The 16,086-nt window shown below is 65.7% G+C and carries 14 protein-coding genes; 10 read left to right on the top strand and 4 right to left on the bottom strand.

What is annotated here, in order from left to right:
• Positions 1-57: 57 nt before the first annotated feature.
• The 10 genes from DFR24_RS18900 to DFR24_RS18945 all read left to right on the top strand — a co-directional run bounded on the left by DFR24_RS18900 (position 58) and on the right by DFR24_RS18945 (position 11,792).
• Complete coding sequence (locus DFR24_RS18900) at positions 58-801, top strand: Crp/Fnr family transcriptional regulator (RefSeq protein ID WP_133882961.1); 744 nt, start codon at positions 58-60, stop codon at positions 799-801.
• A 32-nt stretch (positions 802-833) separates the two neighbouring features.
• Positions 834-2,495 carry a hybrid sensor histidine kinase/response regulator gene (locus DFR24_RS18905; RefSeq protein WP_133882962.1) on the top strand — a complete coding sequence of 554 codons (1,662 nt, stop codon included), beginning with the start codon at positions 834-836 and terminating at the stop codon, positions 2,493-2,495.
• Complete coding sequence (locus DFR24_RS18910) at positions 2,492-3,307, top strand: response regulator (RefSeq protein ID WP_133882963.1); 816 nt, start codon at positions 2,492-2,494, stop codon at positions 3,305-3,307. The genes DFR24_RS18905 and DFR24_RS18910 overlap by 4 nt, the downstream gene beginning before the upstream one ends.
• A 139-nt stretch (positions 3,308-3,446) precedes the next feature.
• Positions 3,447-4,043 (top strand): hypothetical protein, encoded by a 597-nt coding sequence (locus DFR24_RS18915; protein WP_133882964.1) that lies wholly within the window; start codon positions 3,447-3,449, stop codon positions 4,041-4,043.
• Between the two features lie 318 nt (positions 4,044-4,361).
• Positions 4,362-5,834: a class I adenylate-forming enzyme family protein gene (locus tag DFR24_RS18920; protein ID WP_133882965.1), complete on the top strand. Its 1,473-nt coding sequence runs from the start codon at positions 4,362-4,364 to the stop codon at positions 5,832-5,834.
• A 174-nt stretch (positions 5,835-6,008) separates the two neighbouring features.
• A complete protein-coding gene (locus DFR24_RS18925) occupies positions 6,009-6,617 on the top strand; it encodes a hypothetical protein (RefSeq protein ID WP_133882966.1) in 609 nt (202 codons plus the stop codon).
• Positions 6,618-6,636: 19 nt separating this feature from the next.
• A complete protein-coding gene (locus DFR24_RS18930; RefSeq protein WP_133882967.1) occupies positions 6,637-8,172 on the top strand; it encodes a pyruvate, phosphate dikinase in 1,536 nt (511 codons plus the stop codon).
• Positions 8,169-8,663, top strand: a complete 495-nt coding sequence (locus DFR24_RS18935) for an acetyl-CoA carboxylase biotin carboxyl carrier protein (protein ID WP_133882968.1) — start codon at positions 8,169-8,171, stop codon at positions 8,661-8,663. The genes DFR24_RS18930 and DFR24_RS18935 overlap by 4 nt, the downstream gene beginning before the upstream one ends.
• Before the next feature lie 143 nt (positions 8,664-8,806).
• Positions 8,807-10,171, top strand: a complete 1,365-nt coding sequence (locus DFR24_RS18940; RefSeq protein WP_133882969.1) for an acetyl-CoA carboxylase biotin carboxylase subunit — start codon at positions 8,807-8,809, stop codon at positions 10,169-10,171.
• 166 nt (positions 10,172-10,337) lie between these two features.
• A complete protein-coding gene (locus tag DFR24_RS18945; protein WP_133882970.1) occupies positions 10,338-11,792 on the top strand; it encodes a pyruvate carboxylase in 1,455 nt (484 codons plus the stop codon).
• A gap of 132 nt (positions 11,793-11,924) precedes the next feature.
• On the opposite strand, the gene DFR24_RS18950 is transcribed toward DFR24_RS18945, so the two are convergent.
• The 4 genes from DFR24_RS18950 to DFR24_RS18965 all read right to left on the bottom strand — a co-directional run bounded on the left by DFR24_RS18950 (position 11,925) and on the right by DFR24_RS18965 (position 16,081).
• The gene (locus DFR24_RS18950; RefSeq protein ID WP_133882971.1) at positions 11,925-12,389 is read right to left on the bottom strand and encodes an SET domain-containing protein; all 465 of its coding nucleotides are present in this window, start codon (positions 12,387-12,389) and stop codon (positions 11,925-11,927) included.
• A 13-nt stretch (positions 12,390-12,402) separates the two neighbouring features.
• Entirely contained in the window at positions 12,403-13,296 is an 894-nt protein-coding gene (hslO, locus tag DFR24_RS18955) for an Hsp33 family molecular chaperone HslO (protein ID WP_133882972.1), read from the bottom strand.
• Between the two features lie 57 nt (positions 13,297-13,353).
• Positions 13,354-14,814 (bottom strand): Asp-tRNA(Asn)/Glu-tRNA(Gln) amidotransferase subunit GatB, encoded by a 1,461-nt coding sequence (gatB, locus tag DFR24_RS18960; protein ID WP_133882973.1) that lies wholly within the window; start codon positions 14,812-14,814, stop codon positions 13,354-13,356.
• Between the two features lie 211 nt (positions 14,815-15,025).
• Positions 15,026-16,081, bottom strand: coding sequence for a 2-oxoacid:ferredoxin oxidoreductase subunit beta (locus tag DFR24_RS18965; protein ID WP_133882974.1), 1,056 nt, complete (start codon positions 16,079-16,081; stop codon positions 15,026-15,028).
• Positions 16,082-16,086: the final 5 nt, after the last annotated feature.

Below are 16,086 nucleotides of genomic sequence, written 5' to 3' on the forward strand. Positions count from 1 at the left end.
GGAGCGTAAGATGCCGCTCGCGCTCCGGCGCTCCAAGGTCAGATCACCCGCTCGATCATGACCTCGCCCCACAGCCCCAATCAGAACCAGCTTCTCGCGGCGCTGCCGACCGAGGAGTTCGAGCGGCTGCTGCCCGATCTCGAACTCGTGGAGATGCGGCTCGGCGATCTGCTCGCCGAATCCGGCGAGACGGCCCGGCACGCCTGGTTTCCCACCAGCGCCATCGTGTCGCTTCATTATGTGCTCGAAAGCGGCGATGCCTCCGAGATCGCCGGTGTGGGTCACGAAGGCATCGTGGGCGTCTCGCTATTCATGGGCGGCAACACCACGCCCAGCCGCGCGATCGTGCAGACCGCGGGCCATGGTTATCGCCTGCGTGCGCAGGCCCTGATCCTCGAGTTCGATCGCGCCGGTCGCCTGATGCGCTTGATGCTGCGCTACACGCAGGCCTTGATGGCGCAGATGTCGTTGAGCGGAACCTGCACGCGCCACCACTCGCTGCTGCAGCAGTTGTGCCGCTGGTTGCTGACGACACTCGACCGCATGCCCACGAACGATCTGGTCATGACCCAGGAACTGATCGCGGGAATGCTGGGCGTGCGTCGCGAAGGTGTGACCGAAGCCGCCGGAAGGCTGCGCGACCTCGGCGCCATCAGCTATCGCCGTGGCCACATCACCGTGCTCGATCGCGAACTGCTGAGCACGCAGGTCTGCGAGTGCTACGGCGTCGTGAAAAAAGAATTCGCCCGCCTGTTGAGTGACGTACAGCACCGACAGGATTCTGTTTCGGGTGTGAAGTGATGCTCCTCGCCGCAAAGGAAACGCCTTATCCCATGAACAGCGCAGCGTTACGTGCCCAGGAGGCTTTGCTGAAAACGCAGGCCCTGGGCAATGCGATTCTCAACAGCGCCACGTTCTCGATCATCGCCACTGACGAGAAAGGCATCATCCAGCTGTTCAACGTCGGCGCCGAACGCATGCTCGGTTACAAGGCCGAGGAGGTCGTGAACCGCATCAGCCCGAGCGACATCCACGATCACGCCGAGGTCATGGCCCGCGCGCTGGCCTTGAGCAAGGAGTTCTCGACGCCAATCTCGGCCGGCTTCGGCTCGCTCGCGTTCAAGGCCTCGCGCGGCATCGAAGACAGCTACGAGCTGACCTACATTTCCAAGGATGGCGGGCGTTTCCCGGCGCTGGTGTCGATCACGGCATTGCGCGACGACGACGAAGCGATCATTGGCTATCTGCTGATCGGTACCGACAACTCCGTGCGCAAGCAGGTCGAGGCGGAACTGCTGCAGGCCAAGGCAGCCGCGGAGAAGGCGAACTTCGCGAAGTCGGATTTCCTTTCCAACATGAGCCACGAACTGCGCTCGCCGCTAAACGCGATCCTCGGCTTCGCGCAGTTGATGGATTCGGACAAGGTGCAGCTCACGCGTGACCAGAAGAGCAACACCGGTCACATTCTCAAGGCGGGCTGGTATCTGCTGGACCTGATCAACGAGATCCTCGATCTGGCACTGGTCGAGTCCGGGAAGATGCAGCTCTCCCAGGAGCCGACGGCGCTGGACCGCGTGCTGCTCGACTGTCATTCGATGATCGAGCCGCAGGCGCGCAGCCAGCGCATCGCGATGGACGTCTGCCATTTCGAGCAGCCCTGCTACATCCAGGCGGATCACACTCGCGTCAAACAGGTCCTGCTCAACCTGCTGTCGAACGCCATCAAGTACAACCGGGCCGGCGGCAGCGTCAGCGTGACCTGCGATCAGTCCTCCGCCTCGCGAATCCGCATCAGCGTCACCGACACCGGCCTGGGCCTGTCGCCGGACAAGCTCGCGCAACTGTTCCAGCCTTTCAACCGGCTGGGTCAGGAGTCGAGCGGCCAGGAAGGCACCGGCATCGGCCTGGTGATGACCAAGCGGCTGGTCGAGCTGATGGGCGGCATCATCGGCGTCGAGAGTACGGTCGGCCAGGGCAGCGTGTTCTGGATCGACTGGCTTCGCGCCGTCGAACCGGATCTCGATCCTGCGATCGAGGAGTTCCCCGATGACGCGCAGGCGTCGCCGGCCGGCGACGTCGCGCAGCACACGCTGCTGTACGTCGAGGACAATCCGGCCAACCTGAGCCTGGTCGAACAGCTCATCGCGCGCCGTCCGGGCCTGCACCTGCTCAGCGCCCAGGACGCTGTCGTCGGCATCCGCATCGCGCGCGAACGGCTGCCGGCCGTAATCCTGATGGACATCAATCTGCCGGGCATCAGTGGCATCAATGCGCTGCGCATCCTGCGGGAGGACCCGGTGACGCAGCACATCCCGGTGGTCGCCGTCAGCGCCAACGCGATGCCCTACGACATCCGCAAGGGCCTGGAAGCGGGTTTCTTCCGCTACCTGACCAAGCCGATCAGGGTCGATGCCTTCATGGCGGTCCTGGATGCCGCCATCGAGTACGCCGAAAGCGGCCTGGGCGGCGCCGGCGTGAGGAAGATCCGCCGATGATCCTCGCCGCCGACATCCTGCAGGCTCGCATCCTGATCGTGGACGACAAGATCGCGAACGTCCGACTGCTCGAACAGATGCTGGCGGGCGCCGGATATTCCTCGGTCAGCTCGACGATGGATCCGACCCGGGTCGCTGCGCTGCATCGCGAATACCGCTACGACCTGATCCTGCTCGACCTGCAGATGCCGGGCATGGACGGCTTCGAAGTGCTCGATTCCCTGAGAGCGCTCGAAGCCGGCAGCTATCTGCCCGTGCTCGCCATCACCGCGCAGCCGGGCCACGAACTGCGCGCCCTTCAGGCCGGTGCGCGGGATTTCGTATCCAAGCCTTTCGAAATGCTGCAGATCAAGACACGCATCCACAATCTGTTGGAAGTGCGACTGCTGTATCGCGCACTCGCGGATCACAATCTGCGGCTCGAACAGACGGTGCTGGCGCGAACCGCGGAACTGCGTGCAAGCGAAGAGCGGTTCCAGCGGCTGACCGAGCTATCGTCCGACTGGTACTGGGAACAGGATGCGAACGGCGCCTTCACCCAGGTTTCCGGTCCGGCGCTGGAGATGCTCGGAGTCCGCGCCGAGAACGATATCGGCTGGAACGAGTCAGAGCGCAGCGTGCTGAACGGCCACATCGCCGCACGGCGTCCGTTTCTCGATTTCGTCTACAGCCGCGTCGACCCCGATGGCGCGACGCAATACTTTCAAGTCAGTGGCGAGCCGATGTTCGATCCACTGGGTCGGTATTGCGGCTATCGTGGTGTGGGAATGGACGTCACGGCCCGCATGCGGGTCACTGCGACGCGCAATTGACGGCCAATCGTCCCGTCCCGACAGGTTCGCGCTGACGCAGGAAGCGCCAGCGCACCGATACGACGAGTCCGCCCCGGTCCCGGCAGCGAGGCGCGGAGCAGGACAACGACATCCTCGGCAACCGATTTTCAGGAGAAGAATGACGCGTTCCGGCAAGCGAAGGACCCCCTCGAGCGCAAGCGTCGATCGGGCGTTCGACTCCTTCCTTCAGGCGTCGGTCGACGAGGATCGCGAGGACCGGCTGCTGAGCGTGTTGTCCGCACTCGCGAGACTCGACCTGGATCCCTGGAAGGAAGCGGCTGAACTCGCCGCGCTTCCCACGGCCGCCGCGATCGAGCGCCTGACCGGATTGATCGCCTCGCTTCCCGATGCGTCCGCGACTCCACGCGACGCCGCTGGAATCGCCGCACGACTCGTCACCCGGCTGCCGTCGTCGCAGCGGGCACCGATCGATTCGGAAGAGCAGCCCGAGCCGGCGGGGGATTCGGCCGAGCCAAGCGCACCCTTCGATTCGGATCCGGACGAGGGGCGCGGCCCCTCCCGCTGGTACAGCGGGCCGCTGCTGTCGATCGCCCTCGTCTTCGTCGTGATCCTGCTGGCGTTCTCCATTTTCAGCGGGCGGGCGCCGTACGACCTGTTCACCCCGCCCGACGACGGGGCCGGGCATTCGTCCCTGAACGTCACGCCGCGGTCGGGACCGCCCGCGACACCTTCACGCCCCGCCCGCGACGAATAATCGCAGCGACTCGACCGGCCGCAACCGACGTCGACACCGCCCGGTCGCCTGCTTTCGACCCCACCCGGCGCGCGTCGCCGGTCATCGGGGCCATCGAATGCACCCGTTACCCAGGTCCGCTCCTGCCTCCAACGGGCGTCAAACTCCGCGAAAAATTGCGGTTTCAACCGCCATCTTTTCGCCTACGGCCCGTCGCCGCCGACCCACGCCGCCCGTCGATCTCGATACGCGTGGCTGATTTCGATATTTTGTAGGACAATCTTGCCCCATCATTCTGCGCTCACCAGAACGCCCCGGGCCCAAGGAGGCCCAACCGCCATGCAGATCGGCGCTCTCATCCGTCGCGCAGCACTTCAGTTCAAGGACGCCCCCTGCCTCACGGAGGGCAATCGCACGCTCAGTTTCCGCGACTTCGATCGCCTGACGGACCAACTCGGCAACGCGCTGCTGGCCTTGGGCCTGAAGCCCGGCGACCGGGTCGGGGTGCTGCTGCCCAATGGCATCGACTGCCTGATCGCGTACTACGCGCTCGCCAAGAACGGCCTGGTCCGCGTGGGTCTGAACATCCGCGAGACCCTGGACAACCACAAGTACAAGCTCGGCGAGGTCTCGGCGCGGGGACTGATCCACGGTCTCGACCAGGGCCTGGGCCACGAGTTCGACATTCCGCTGTCGCGGCTGCAGGACCTGATCCAGACCGGCGAGAACAAGGTCTGCGCCGTGGATCGTCCGCTCGATGCGCCGTATCGCCTGGGCTTCACCGGCGGCACCACCGGCAACGCCAAGGCGGTGACCCTGACCACGCGCGGCGAGCTGGCCGAGCTGGCGGCATTCCTGGCCGACTTCATTCCCGACCTGACGCAGGGCGAAACCTTCCTGCACGCCTCGCCGATCTCGCACGCCTCGGGCGCGTTCTTCCTGCCGGGCCTGGCGCGCGGCATCCGTCACCTGGTCATGACCAAGTTCGAGCCGGCGGAATTCCTGGAGCTGGCTGCGCGAGAGAAGGCGACGCACACCTTCCTGGTGCCGACGATGCTCGCGATGATCCTCGAGCAGCCCGACACGCACGACTCGAAGCTCAAGCTGCGCGGCATCTACTACGGCGCGTCGCCGATCTCGCCGAACGTGCTGACGCGCGGTGAACAGCGCTTCGGCCGCATCTTCTCGCAGACCTACGGGCAGGCCGAGAGCCCGATGGTGATCACGTACCTCGGGCCCAAGGATCACGACCGCGTCGGCTCCTGCGGTCGCCCGTATTCGTTCGTCGAGGTCGGCATCGTCGACGACGACGACCGCTTCTTGCCCGCGGGTGGCGTCGGCGAGATCGTCTGCCGCGGACCGCAGCTGATGTCGCATTACTGGAACCGTCCGGAAGCCACCGAGAAGGCCTTCCGCAACGGCTGGCTGCACACTGGCGACGTCGGACGCATGGACGAGGACGGCTTCTTCTACATCCTCGATCGCAAGAACGACATGCTGATCTCGGGCGGCTTCAACGTGTACCCGCGCGAAGTCGAAGAAGTGCTGCAGGAATTCCCGGGCGTCATCGAAACCGCGGTCGTCGGCCTGCCCGACGAGAAGTGGGGCGATCGCCTGCACGCCGTCATCACCGCGCGTGCCGGCGTCACCGTCGAGGACGTGCTGGCCTTCGCGAAGACGAAACTCGCCGGCTACAAGATGCCGCGCTCGATGGAGATCTGGCCCGAGCTGCCCAAGTCCGGCGCCAACAAGATCCTGCGGCGCGCAGTGCGGGATCGGGTGGTCGCGGCGCGGACGTCGGGCAGACCTTGAGCCTCTGAGGTCTTTACCGCAAAGGCGCAAAGGGAAAAGAAAGGACGCAGAGAGAAGCGAAGAACTAGAAACGGCGCACTCGGTGAACGACTCGATGACGATGTCCTTTGCGACCTTTCTTTTCCCTTTGCGCCTTTGCGGTGGATATCTGCGAAGTACGAGGAGCATTTCCTGATGGCAACACCTGATTCGCACCTGGTCCTCCACGGCCTCGCGATCAAGAAGCACGCCGACGCTGAGGCGGTCTCGAAGCTGATCGGCCTCCCGGTCGATCGCGTGAAGACCGCGCTGGCCGACGCCGTCAAGCGCGGCCGCGCCGTCGAGGCGCAGGGCCGCTACATCCTCGCGCCGATGGCGCGCATGTCGCTCGACGGCGAATACTCCAAGTACTACTCGGACCTGCGCGCCAACGCCGATTTCGTCGCCGCGTACGAGGGCTTCGAGCGCGTCAACGTCGAGCTCAAGACGCTGATCACCGACTGGCAGACGATGGACGTCGCCGGCAAGCGCGTGCCCAACGATCACTCCAACGAGGCGCACGACCAGCGCGTCATCGATCGCCTGGGCGAGATGCACGAGCGCGCCGACAAGCTGTTCGCACGGCTCGCCGCCGGCCTGCCGCGCCTGCAGATCTATCGCGATCACCTGCTCGCGGCGCTGGAGAAGGCCGAGGACGGCGCCATCGAATGGGTCAGCGACGCGCGCATCGACAGCTACCACACGGTCTGGTTCGAGCTGCACGAAGAGCTGCTGCGCCTGATGGGCCGCACCCGCACCGAATAGAACGAGGACGAAAACACGTATGGCCCGTTCGCTCGGAACCTGGACGCTCGCGCTCGATGGCAGCGCGTCGGCCGAAAAATCATTGATCGGCGGCAAGGCCTGGTCGCTCGCGCGCATGCGCGAGCTGGGCCTGCAGGTGCCGCCGGCCTTCGTCGTCACCACGCGCGCCTGCACGGAGTACCTGCGGCAGGGCGCCGAACCCGCGGAGCTCGCTGCAGAACTGGCGGCAGGTATCGCCTGGCTCGAAGCGCAGACCGGGCGCAGGTTCGGCGGCGGCTCGCAGCCCTTGCTGGTATCGGTGCGTTCGGGCGCCGCGATCTCGATGCCCGGCATGATGGACACGGTGCTGAACCTGGGCATCGACGACGCCACCGAAGCCGCGCTGGCGGCCGAGTGCGGTGATCCGGCGTTCGCCAAGGACACGCATCGCCGCTTTCTCGAGCTGTACGCCACCATCGTGCTGCGCGGCACCGCGCCCGAGCTGGATCGCGCCGCAACACCCGCGCAATGGCGCGAGCAGATCGCCACCGCCGCCGGCGCGATGATTCCCGCCACCGCCGTCGAGCAGCTGCAGGCGGCCGTGCGCGCGGTGTTCGAATCCTGGAACTCGCGTCGCGCCAAGCGTTACCGCCAGCACAACAACATCCCCGACGACATCGGCACCGCGGTGACGGTGCAGGCGATGGTGTTCGGCAATCTCGACGCCCACTCCGGCACCGGCGTGCTGTTCACGCGCAACCCGCTCGACGGATCGCCCGCGCCCTACGGCGAGTACCTGCCGCGCGCGCAGGGCGAAGACGTGGTGTCGGGCAAGTTCACGCCCAAGCCGCTCGACGAGATGAACAAGACCGTACCCGATGCGCTGGCCGGTCTGCTCGCCGCGGCCCGCGTGCTCGAAGCCGAACACGGCGACGTGCAGGACATCGAGTTCACGGTGCAGCAGTCGAAGCTGTGGCTGCTGCAGTCGCGCGCCGCCAAGCGCGCCGCGCCGGCGGCGCTGCGCATCGCGGTGGACCTGGTGGATGAGAAGCGCATCGACATCGCCACCGCACTCACGCGTGTCACCGGCGAGCAGCTCGCCGCGCTGATGAACCCGCGCCTGGCCGACAGCGACAACGGCGGCAAGCCGCCGCTGGCGTCCGGCGAAGCGGCTTGTCCCGGCGTGGGCATCGGCGTCGTCGTGACGGATTCCGACGAGGCCGAGCGGCGCGCCGCTGCCGGCGAGGACGTGGTGCTCGCGCGTCCGACGACGAGCCCCGAAGACCTGCATGGAATGATCGCCGCCAAGGCCATCATCACCGAGCAGGGCGGCAGCACCTCGCACGCAGCGGTCGTCAGCCGTTCGCTCGGACGGCCCTGCGTGGTCGGCTGCGGCGAAAACGCTCTGAGCCAGCTCAAGGGCCGCATCGTGACGGTCTGCGGGAAGGAAGGCCGCGTCCACGAGGGCGCGTTGCCGGTGATCAAGCCGGATGAATCCAGCGACCCGCGCCTTGCGCAGTTCATGCAATGGAAGCGTGCCGCCGACGAACAAGAAGAACGCAAGGGAACCCCATGACCAAACCGACGGCTCGCGATCTCGAGGCACTGATGGACCTGTTCGAGAAATCGGACTGGAAGGAACTGGATCTGCGCACGGAGGGCTTCGAGCTGTATCTGTCGAAGGATCCGACGCGGCGCCGCTCGCACGGACCGGCCGCGAGCCCTGCCCCAGTGCTGAGCGCACCGGCAGCTGTCTTCGGCACGCCTGCCGCCGCGCCGACTGCGCGTGCTCCGGTGGCCGCCGCTGCAGCGGCGATCCCGGCCAACTGGATCGCGGTGAAGGCGCCGAACCTCGGCACGTTCTATCGCGCGCCCAAGCCAGGCGCTGCGCCCTACGTCGAGATCGGCCAGACCGTCGCGGCCGACACCGAGGTGTGCCTGATCGAGGTGATGAAGCTGTTCACCTCCGTGCGCGCCGGTGTCGCCGGCGTCGTGCGCCAGCTCGCCGTGCAGGATGCGGAGATGGTCGAGCACGACCAGGTGCTGCTCTACATCGAGCCGGTGTGACCTATGCCTTCGGGAACGGATAACGCTAAGGCGCAAAGCTTTTCGATGGGACTTTCTTCGCGCCTTTGCGCTTTTCTTTGCGCCCTTTGCGCTGGCCGTTGCTGTCCTGACAGTGGCTGTTCTCGCCGTTCCCGGAGTCACGAATGAAGCGCCTGCTGATCGCGAACCGCGGCGAGATCGCGCTGCGCATCGTGCGCGCGGCGCGTGCGCTGGGCATCGAATCGGTGCTGGCGGCGTCGGCCGCCGACCGTGAGAGCCTGGCCGCGAAGGAAGCCGACCGCACGGTGATCCTGGGCCCGGCCAAGGCCTCGCTGTCGTATCTCGACCCGCGCCTGGTCGTGCACGCGGCCAAGGCTACGGGCTGCGATGCGCTGCATCCGGGTTACGGCTTCCTGTCCGAGCGCACGTCGCTGGTGACCTTGTGCGAGGAGAACGGCATCGCGTTCGTGGGGCCGACGCCCACGTCGATGGAACAGGTCGGCGGCAAGATTGCCGCGCGCGAACTCGCTCACGGCGCCGGCGTGCCGCTGGTGTCGGGCAGCGGCGCGCTGGCGAACGCCGAGGAAGCGCTCGCGTTCGCGAAGACCGTCGGGTTTCCGGTCGTCACCAAGGCCTCGGCCGGCGGCGGCGGACGCGGCATGGTCGTGGCACGCACGGCCGAAGAATTGAAGGAAGGTTTCGAGCGCGCGTCGCACGAAGCCAAGGAAGCCTTCGGCGACGGCACCTTGTTCCTCGAGCGCTTCGTGCAGACCGCGCGGCACATCGAAGTCCAGGTCATGGGCGACGGCAACGGCAAGGTTCTGCACTTCGGCGAGCGCGACTGCTCGGCGCAGCGTCGCTACCAGAAGATGGTGGAGGAGGCGCCCGGCGCGATCCTGCCGGCAGACGTGCGCACGCGTCTTCACGAGTCCGCGGTGCGCCTGCTGTCCTCGATCAAGTACCGCAATGCCGGCACCGTGGAATTCCTGTACGACGTCGAACGCCAGGAGTTCTATTTCATCGAGGTCAACGCGCGCATCCAGGTCGAGCATCCGGTGTCGGAAGCGATCTGCGGCGTCGACCTGATCCAGATGCAGTTGAAGGTCGCCGGCGGCGAACCGCTGGCGCTCGAGCAGAAGGACATCCAGCGACGCGGTCACGCCATCGAGGTGCGCGTGATCGCCGAGGATCCGGACCGCAACTTCGCGCCCTCGCCCGGCCGCATCCGCCGCTGGCAGGCGCCGACTGGTGACGGCGTGCGCCTGGATACGGCGATGCACGAAGGCGCGATGGTGCCGCCGTACTACGACAGCATGATCGCCAAGCTGATCGTCCACGGCGCCGACCGCGCGCAGGCCGTGCAGCGGCTGCAAGGCGCGCTGCGCGACTTCACGATCGAAGGCATCGCGACCAACGTGCCGCTGCTGCGATACATCGCAGCGCATCCCGATTTCATCGAGAACCGGATCTCGACGCGGTGGCTGGAGCAGGTGTTGTTGCCGAGCTACGCGCAACGATCCGCGAATTGAAGGATTTTCACCGCAAAGGCGCAAAGGGAAAAGAGAGAACGCAAAGAAAGAAAAGCATTGGAATTGAGTGAGCTTCCAGATGGCGCACGCCATCCTCAATCCTTTGCGTCCTTTCTTTTCCCTTTGCGCCTTTGCGGTAAACGAACTTGCAACACGGAGCTACCCGATGGCCCACATTGAATTTCTCGACGAGACCATGCGCGACGGACAGCAGGCCCTGTGGGGCATGCGCATGCAGGCCGGCATGGCCCTTCCGGTTGCACCGATGATCGATCGCACCGGGTTCCGTGTGATCGACCTGACCGGCTCGTCGATGTTCGAGGTGATGATCCGCACCTGCCGCGAAGATCCCTGGGCGGGGCTGGACCTGCTGACGCAGGCGATGCCGCGCACGAAGATCCGCGGCGGCATGCGCAGCAATGCGAGCGTGACGTTCCAGGTGACGCCGGATGCGCTGATGGACGCGTGGATGCGCCAGCTCAATCGACATGGCTGCCGCAGCTTCTGGATCTACGATGTGCTGTTCAACATCGACAAGATGCACCGGCTCGCCAAGGTCGCCAAGGAATTCGGCAGCGAAGTGGCGGGCAGCATCATGTTCGCGCTCTCGCCGGTGCACACCGACGAGTACTACGCGGACAAGGCCGACAAGCTCAGCGCCTCGCCGGACATCGACACGATCCTGCTGTACGACACCGGCGGCGTGCTCGAGAAGGAGCGCATGAAGACCTTGATCCCGGCGATCAAGTCCAAGTGCCGCGGCAAGCCGATCGAGTTCCACTCGAACAACATTCTCGGGCAGTCGGCCAAGGCCTATCTCGATGCGATCGAGCTGGGCGTGAGCATTCTGCACACCGCGAGCCGCCCGATGGCCAATGGCCCGTCGGTGCCGTCGACCGAGATCATGGTGCACAACATCGAACTGCTCGGGCACACGCACTCGCTGGACAAGAGCCTGTTCAAGCCGGTGGCGGATCACTTCGAGAAAGTCGGCAAGGCTGCCGGGTATCTCGTCAACCAGAGCAACGAGTACGACATTCTCGCAATCCACCACCAGGTGCCGGGCGGCATGACCGGCACGCTGAAGGCGCAGCTCGAGAAACACGGCATGAGCCATCGCCTCGAAGAGGTGTTCCGCGAAACCGCGGTGGTGCGCAAGGAGCTGGGCTATCCGGGTATGGCGACGCCGTTCTCGCAGCTCGTCGGCATCCAGGCCGTGCTCAACATCGTGACCGGCAAGCGCTACGGCACGGTGCCCGACGAAGTGATCCAGTACGCCGCCGGCTACTACGGCCAGACCGTCGCACCGATCGACGCGAACGTGCTCGACAAGATCATGTCCGCACCCAGCGCCAAGCAGATCCTCGCCAGTCCGCCGCAGCAGCCGACGATCGAGGAACTGCGCAAGCAATACGGAACGGACAACGACGACGAGCTGATCCTGCGCGCGCTGGTGCCGCAGGCCGACATCGAGAAGATGCGCGCGGCGGGACCGATCAAGACCACGTATCCGCTGCTGTCGTCACCGGAGCTGGATCAGGTGGCGCGGCTGATGAAGATGGCGAAGTCGCCGGTCGTGCAGCTGAAGATGGAAGGGATGTCGGTGGAGTTGTCGCGCTGAGAAACTGAGGCTCGCGCACGCTTCGGGAAGGAGCGTCGGCTCTCCGTCATACGAGAGCGGATCGACATGCTGGCCACCATCGAGCTCAGCGATCGGCAGCCTCTCCAGGTCCGCCGCGTCCGGCCGCATCGCTCAGCGCTTGAACAGGCTCGCGAGCTGGGCCGCGGTCTGGGCGACGCATTCGCTCCATGGCAGCCCGACGATCGGGCGTCCCGTCACGGAATCCTGGAACGGCATCGCCTCGCCGTCGCCGATCACGTAGCGGTAGTCCATCGTCACTTCGGTGCCGGCCGGCAGGTCCGTGAGGGCGAACACGAAACCCAGGTGCCACAGCGCGGTGGGCGTGTACGAATGGTTCACGTAGCACTCGTCGCTCCACTCGGGCGTCAGCGAGAAGCGATCCTCGAACCAGCGCACGCTGGAATGCACTTCCACCGAATCTTCCGGGTACGTGCGCAGGCGAGCTTCCGGCCACACGGTGTGGATGTTGTCCGGCGCCAGGATCACGCGGCCGCCGGCGACGTACTCGTCCAGGAACAGACCCTTGCCGGCCATCGGAATCAGCGAATCGGCGACCCGATAGCGAGGCAGGATCACGTGAGGATGGCGCTCAGTGCCGCGTGCCGGACGGCTGGCTGGCGGCGGCGCTGAACAGGTCCGCGGTCTCGACCGCAGAGAACGTGTACTCGCGCGAACAGAACTCGCAGGTCACGCTGACCTTGCCCTGCTCGGCGATGATCGAGTCCACTTCCTCGCGCCCCAGCGAAATCAGCAGGCGCGAGATGCCGGCGTGATCGCAGTTGCATTGCACCTGCACGGCGCGCGGCTCGAAGCGGCGCAGCGGCGGTGCGTCCGAGAACAGTCGCATCAGCAGGGCATCGGCGTCGGTATCCAGCAGCTCTTCGCGCGTCAGCGTCGCGGCCAGGATGCGCAGATGGTCCCAGTCGTCGTCGGTGCCCTTGGCTGATTCGATGGGCATACGCTGGATCATGAAGCCGGCGAGTTCGTCGCCGCGCACGGCCAGCCGGATCAGCGTCGGCAACTGCTCGGACCGATCGAAATACGCTTCCAGCGAATCGGACAGACGCTCGCCCTCGATCAGGACGAGCGCCTGCGTCGCCGAGCGCGTGCCGCCGCTGGGCTCGACCATCAGCGCGAGCACGCCGCCTTCGAGCAGCTCGCGGAAATTGCCGGATGCATCGGACCCGGCCTTGGCCATGGCGCGCACGCGAAGCTGGTTGTCGACCTGGGCGACGAGCAGCTGCGTCTTGGCTTTGGCGATCGTGCGCGTCTCGGGAAGACCCTGGAACTGCAGGTTGATGCGGCCTTCGAAATTCAGATGCGTGGCCAGCAGCGGCATCGCGGCCATCGCCTCGCCCAGCAGATTGCGCAGGTCCGGCGAATAGTCGCGGTGATCGAGCAGGTCGTGCACGCCCGCCTTCAGGCGCACGATCGCGCCGTGCGCCACGTGGTTGTCGAAAGCGAAAGTCGTGAGCTGGTTCATCGGGGCAGGTAGTGGCGGGGCTTCGAGCCTGTCGAAGCGCTCGCACCTGCCTGGAGATCAGGGCGCGAGCTTCTCTTTCAACAGACGGTTCACGGCGTCCGGATTGGCCTTGCCCTGCGTGGCCTTCATGACCTGTCCGACGAAGAAACCGAACAGCTTGTCCTTGCCGCTGCGGTAGTCCGCGAGCTGGCCCGGGCTGTCGGCCATGACCTTCTCGATGGTGGCGATGATCGAGCTGTCGTCGGTGATCTGCACCAGGCCCTTGGCCTTGATGATCGTGTCGGCATCGCCCTCGCCGTTGAGCATCGCCTCGAACACGTCCTTGGCGATCTTGCCGGAGATGGTCTTGTCGACGATGCGCTTGAGCATCCCCGACAGCATGTCCGCCGTGATCGGCGACGTCGTGATGTCCTTGCCCAGCTTGTTGAGCGCACCGAGCAGGTCGGTGGTGATCCAGTTCGAGCAGGTCTTGGCATCCGCGCCGCTGGACTTCACGACGACTTCGTAGAAGTCGGCCAGTTCGGATTCGCCGGTCAGCACGCCGGCGTCGTACTTCGGCAGGCCGTACTGCGTCACGAAGCGCAGGCGCTTGGCTTCCGGCAGCTCCGGCATGGTCGCGCGGATCGCCTCGATCTGGCTGCGCTCGACCACCACCGGCAACAGGTCCGGATCAGGGAAATAGCGGTAGTCGTTGGCGTTTTCCTTGCTGCGCATCGCCCGCGTCTCGCCGGTGTCCGGGTTGAACAGGCGCGTCTCCTGGATGATCGTGCCGCCGCCCTCGATGACCTCGATCTGGCGCTCGATCTCGTACTCGATCGCCTTCTCGACGTAACGGAACGAGTTGACATTCTTGGTCTCGGTGCGCGTGCCGAATTTCTCCGTGCCCCGGCGGCGGACCGAGACGTTCGCATCGCAGCGGAACGAGCCTTCCTGCATGTTGCCGTCGCAGATGCCGATGTAGACGACCAGCTGGTGCAGCTTCTTCAGGTAGGCCACCGCCTCGGCGGCCGAGCGGATGTCCGGCTCGGAGACGATCTCGATCAGCGGGGTGCCGGCGCGGTTGAGGTCGATGCCGGTGAAGCCCGGGAAGGCCTCGTGCAGGCTCTTGCCCGCGTCCTCTTCCATGTGCGCGCGCGTGATGCCGATGCGCTTGACCACCGGCTCGCCGCCCTTCTCGCCCGGCAATTCGATGTCCAGATGCCCCTTGCCCACGATCGGCAGCTCGTACTGCGAGATCTGGTAGCCCTTGGGCAGGTCGGGATAGAAGTAATGCTTGCGCGCGAACACGCTGCGCTCGGCGACTTCGGCATCCACCGCCAGGCCGAACTTCACGGCCATCTGCAGCGCGTCGTGGTTGAGCACCGGCAGCACGCCGGGCATGCCCAGCGTGACCGGGTCCGCCTGCGTGTTGGGTGCGGCGCCGTATTCGGTCGCCGCGCCGGTGAAGATCTTGGACTTGGTGCGGAGCTGGCAGTGCACTTCCAGTCCGATGACGGCTTCCCAGGTGTTTGAGTTCATTGCGTTTCAGCTCCGACCGCGGAATGCGGAGACGGAGTCATGGATGAGGACGAACGGGTCCGGAACAAGCCGGAACGAGAGCGCAAATGTCTCATGAATGCGCCGCAGGCCGGTAGCCCTCGGGGCAACCGGCACCGTAGCCCGGACGAAGTCCGGGTTGCGCTCTGGATCGAGGAAAAGCTCCCGGACTTCGTCCGGGCTACGGTGTGCGTCAGCGCAACGAGGCGTTGATCCGGTCCAGGGCCGCCTTGCCCGGACAGAGCTCGCCGACACCCAGCTTGTTGAACGGCGTCTCCACCGTGTTCAGGTGCGCGTGCAGATCCTCGGCCTCGGTGTCGACGAACAGCAGGCCGGTTGCCACCTCGCCACGCGCCTCGGTGGCGAGCACGTGGTTGAGCGAGGCGATTCGATCGGTCGGGTCGTAGTCGGCCGACAGCTTGCGCAGGCGCAGCACGCTGCCGTCGTGCTGCTCGACTTCCACCAGCGAGCCTTCGGGATAATCCACCGTGATCTCGCTCTTGCACGGGATCACGTCGAGGAAGTTCACCGCCTCGTTGTGCTCGCGCACGTACTCGTAGCTCTTGGTGCTGCCGGCGTGATTGTTGAACGCCACGCAGGGCGAGATGACGTCGATGAAAGCAGCGCCGCGATGGCGGATCGCGCCCTTGATCAGCGGAACGAGCTGGTGCTTGTCGCCCGAGAACCCGCGGCCGACGTACGTCGCGCCGAGCTGCAGCGCGAGCGCTGCCAGATTGATCGGGCTGTCGGCGTTCTTCACGCCCTTCTTGGACATGGAGCCCTGGTCGGCGGTGGCCGAGAACTGGCCCTTCGTGAGGCCGTACACGCCGTTGTTCTCGACGATGTAGACCATCGCCACGCCGCGCCGGATCACGTGGACGAGCTGGCCAATGCCGATCGAGGCGGAATCGCCATCACCCGAGACGCCGAGATAGAGCAGGTCGCGGTTGGCGAGATTCGCGCCGGTCAGCACCGAGGGCATGCGGCCGTGAACCGTATTGAAGCCGTGCGACTGGCCCAGGAAATAATCCGGCGTCTTCGAGCTGCACCCGATGCCGGAGAGCTTGGCGACGCGATGCGGCTCGACATCGAGTTCCCAGCAGGCCTGCACGATGGCGGCAGAGATCGAGTCGTGGCCGCAACCGGCGCACAGCGTGGAGACCTTGCCCTCGTAGTCGCGGCGCGTGTAACCGACGGCGTTGCGCGTCAGCGAGGGGTGGTGGAGCTTGGGCTTGGCGAGGTAGGTCACGAGGC

Origin of the sequence: Panacagrimonas perspica (genome assembly GCF_004364935.1) — a bacterium.
GTDB lineage: Bacteria > Pseudomonadota > Gammaproteobacteria > Nevskiales > Nevskiaceae > Panacagrimonas > Panacagrimonas perspica.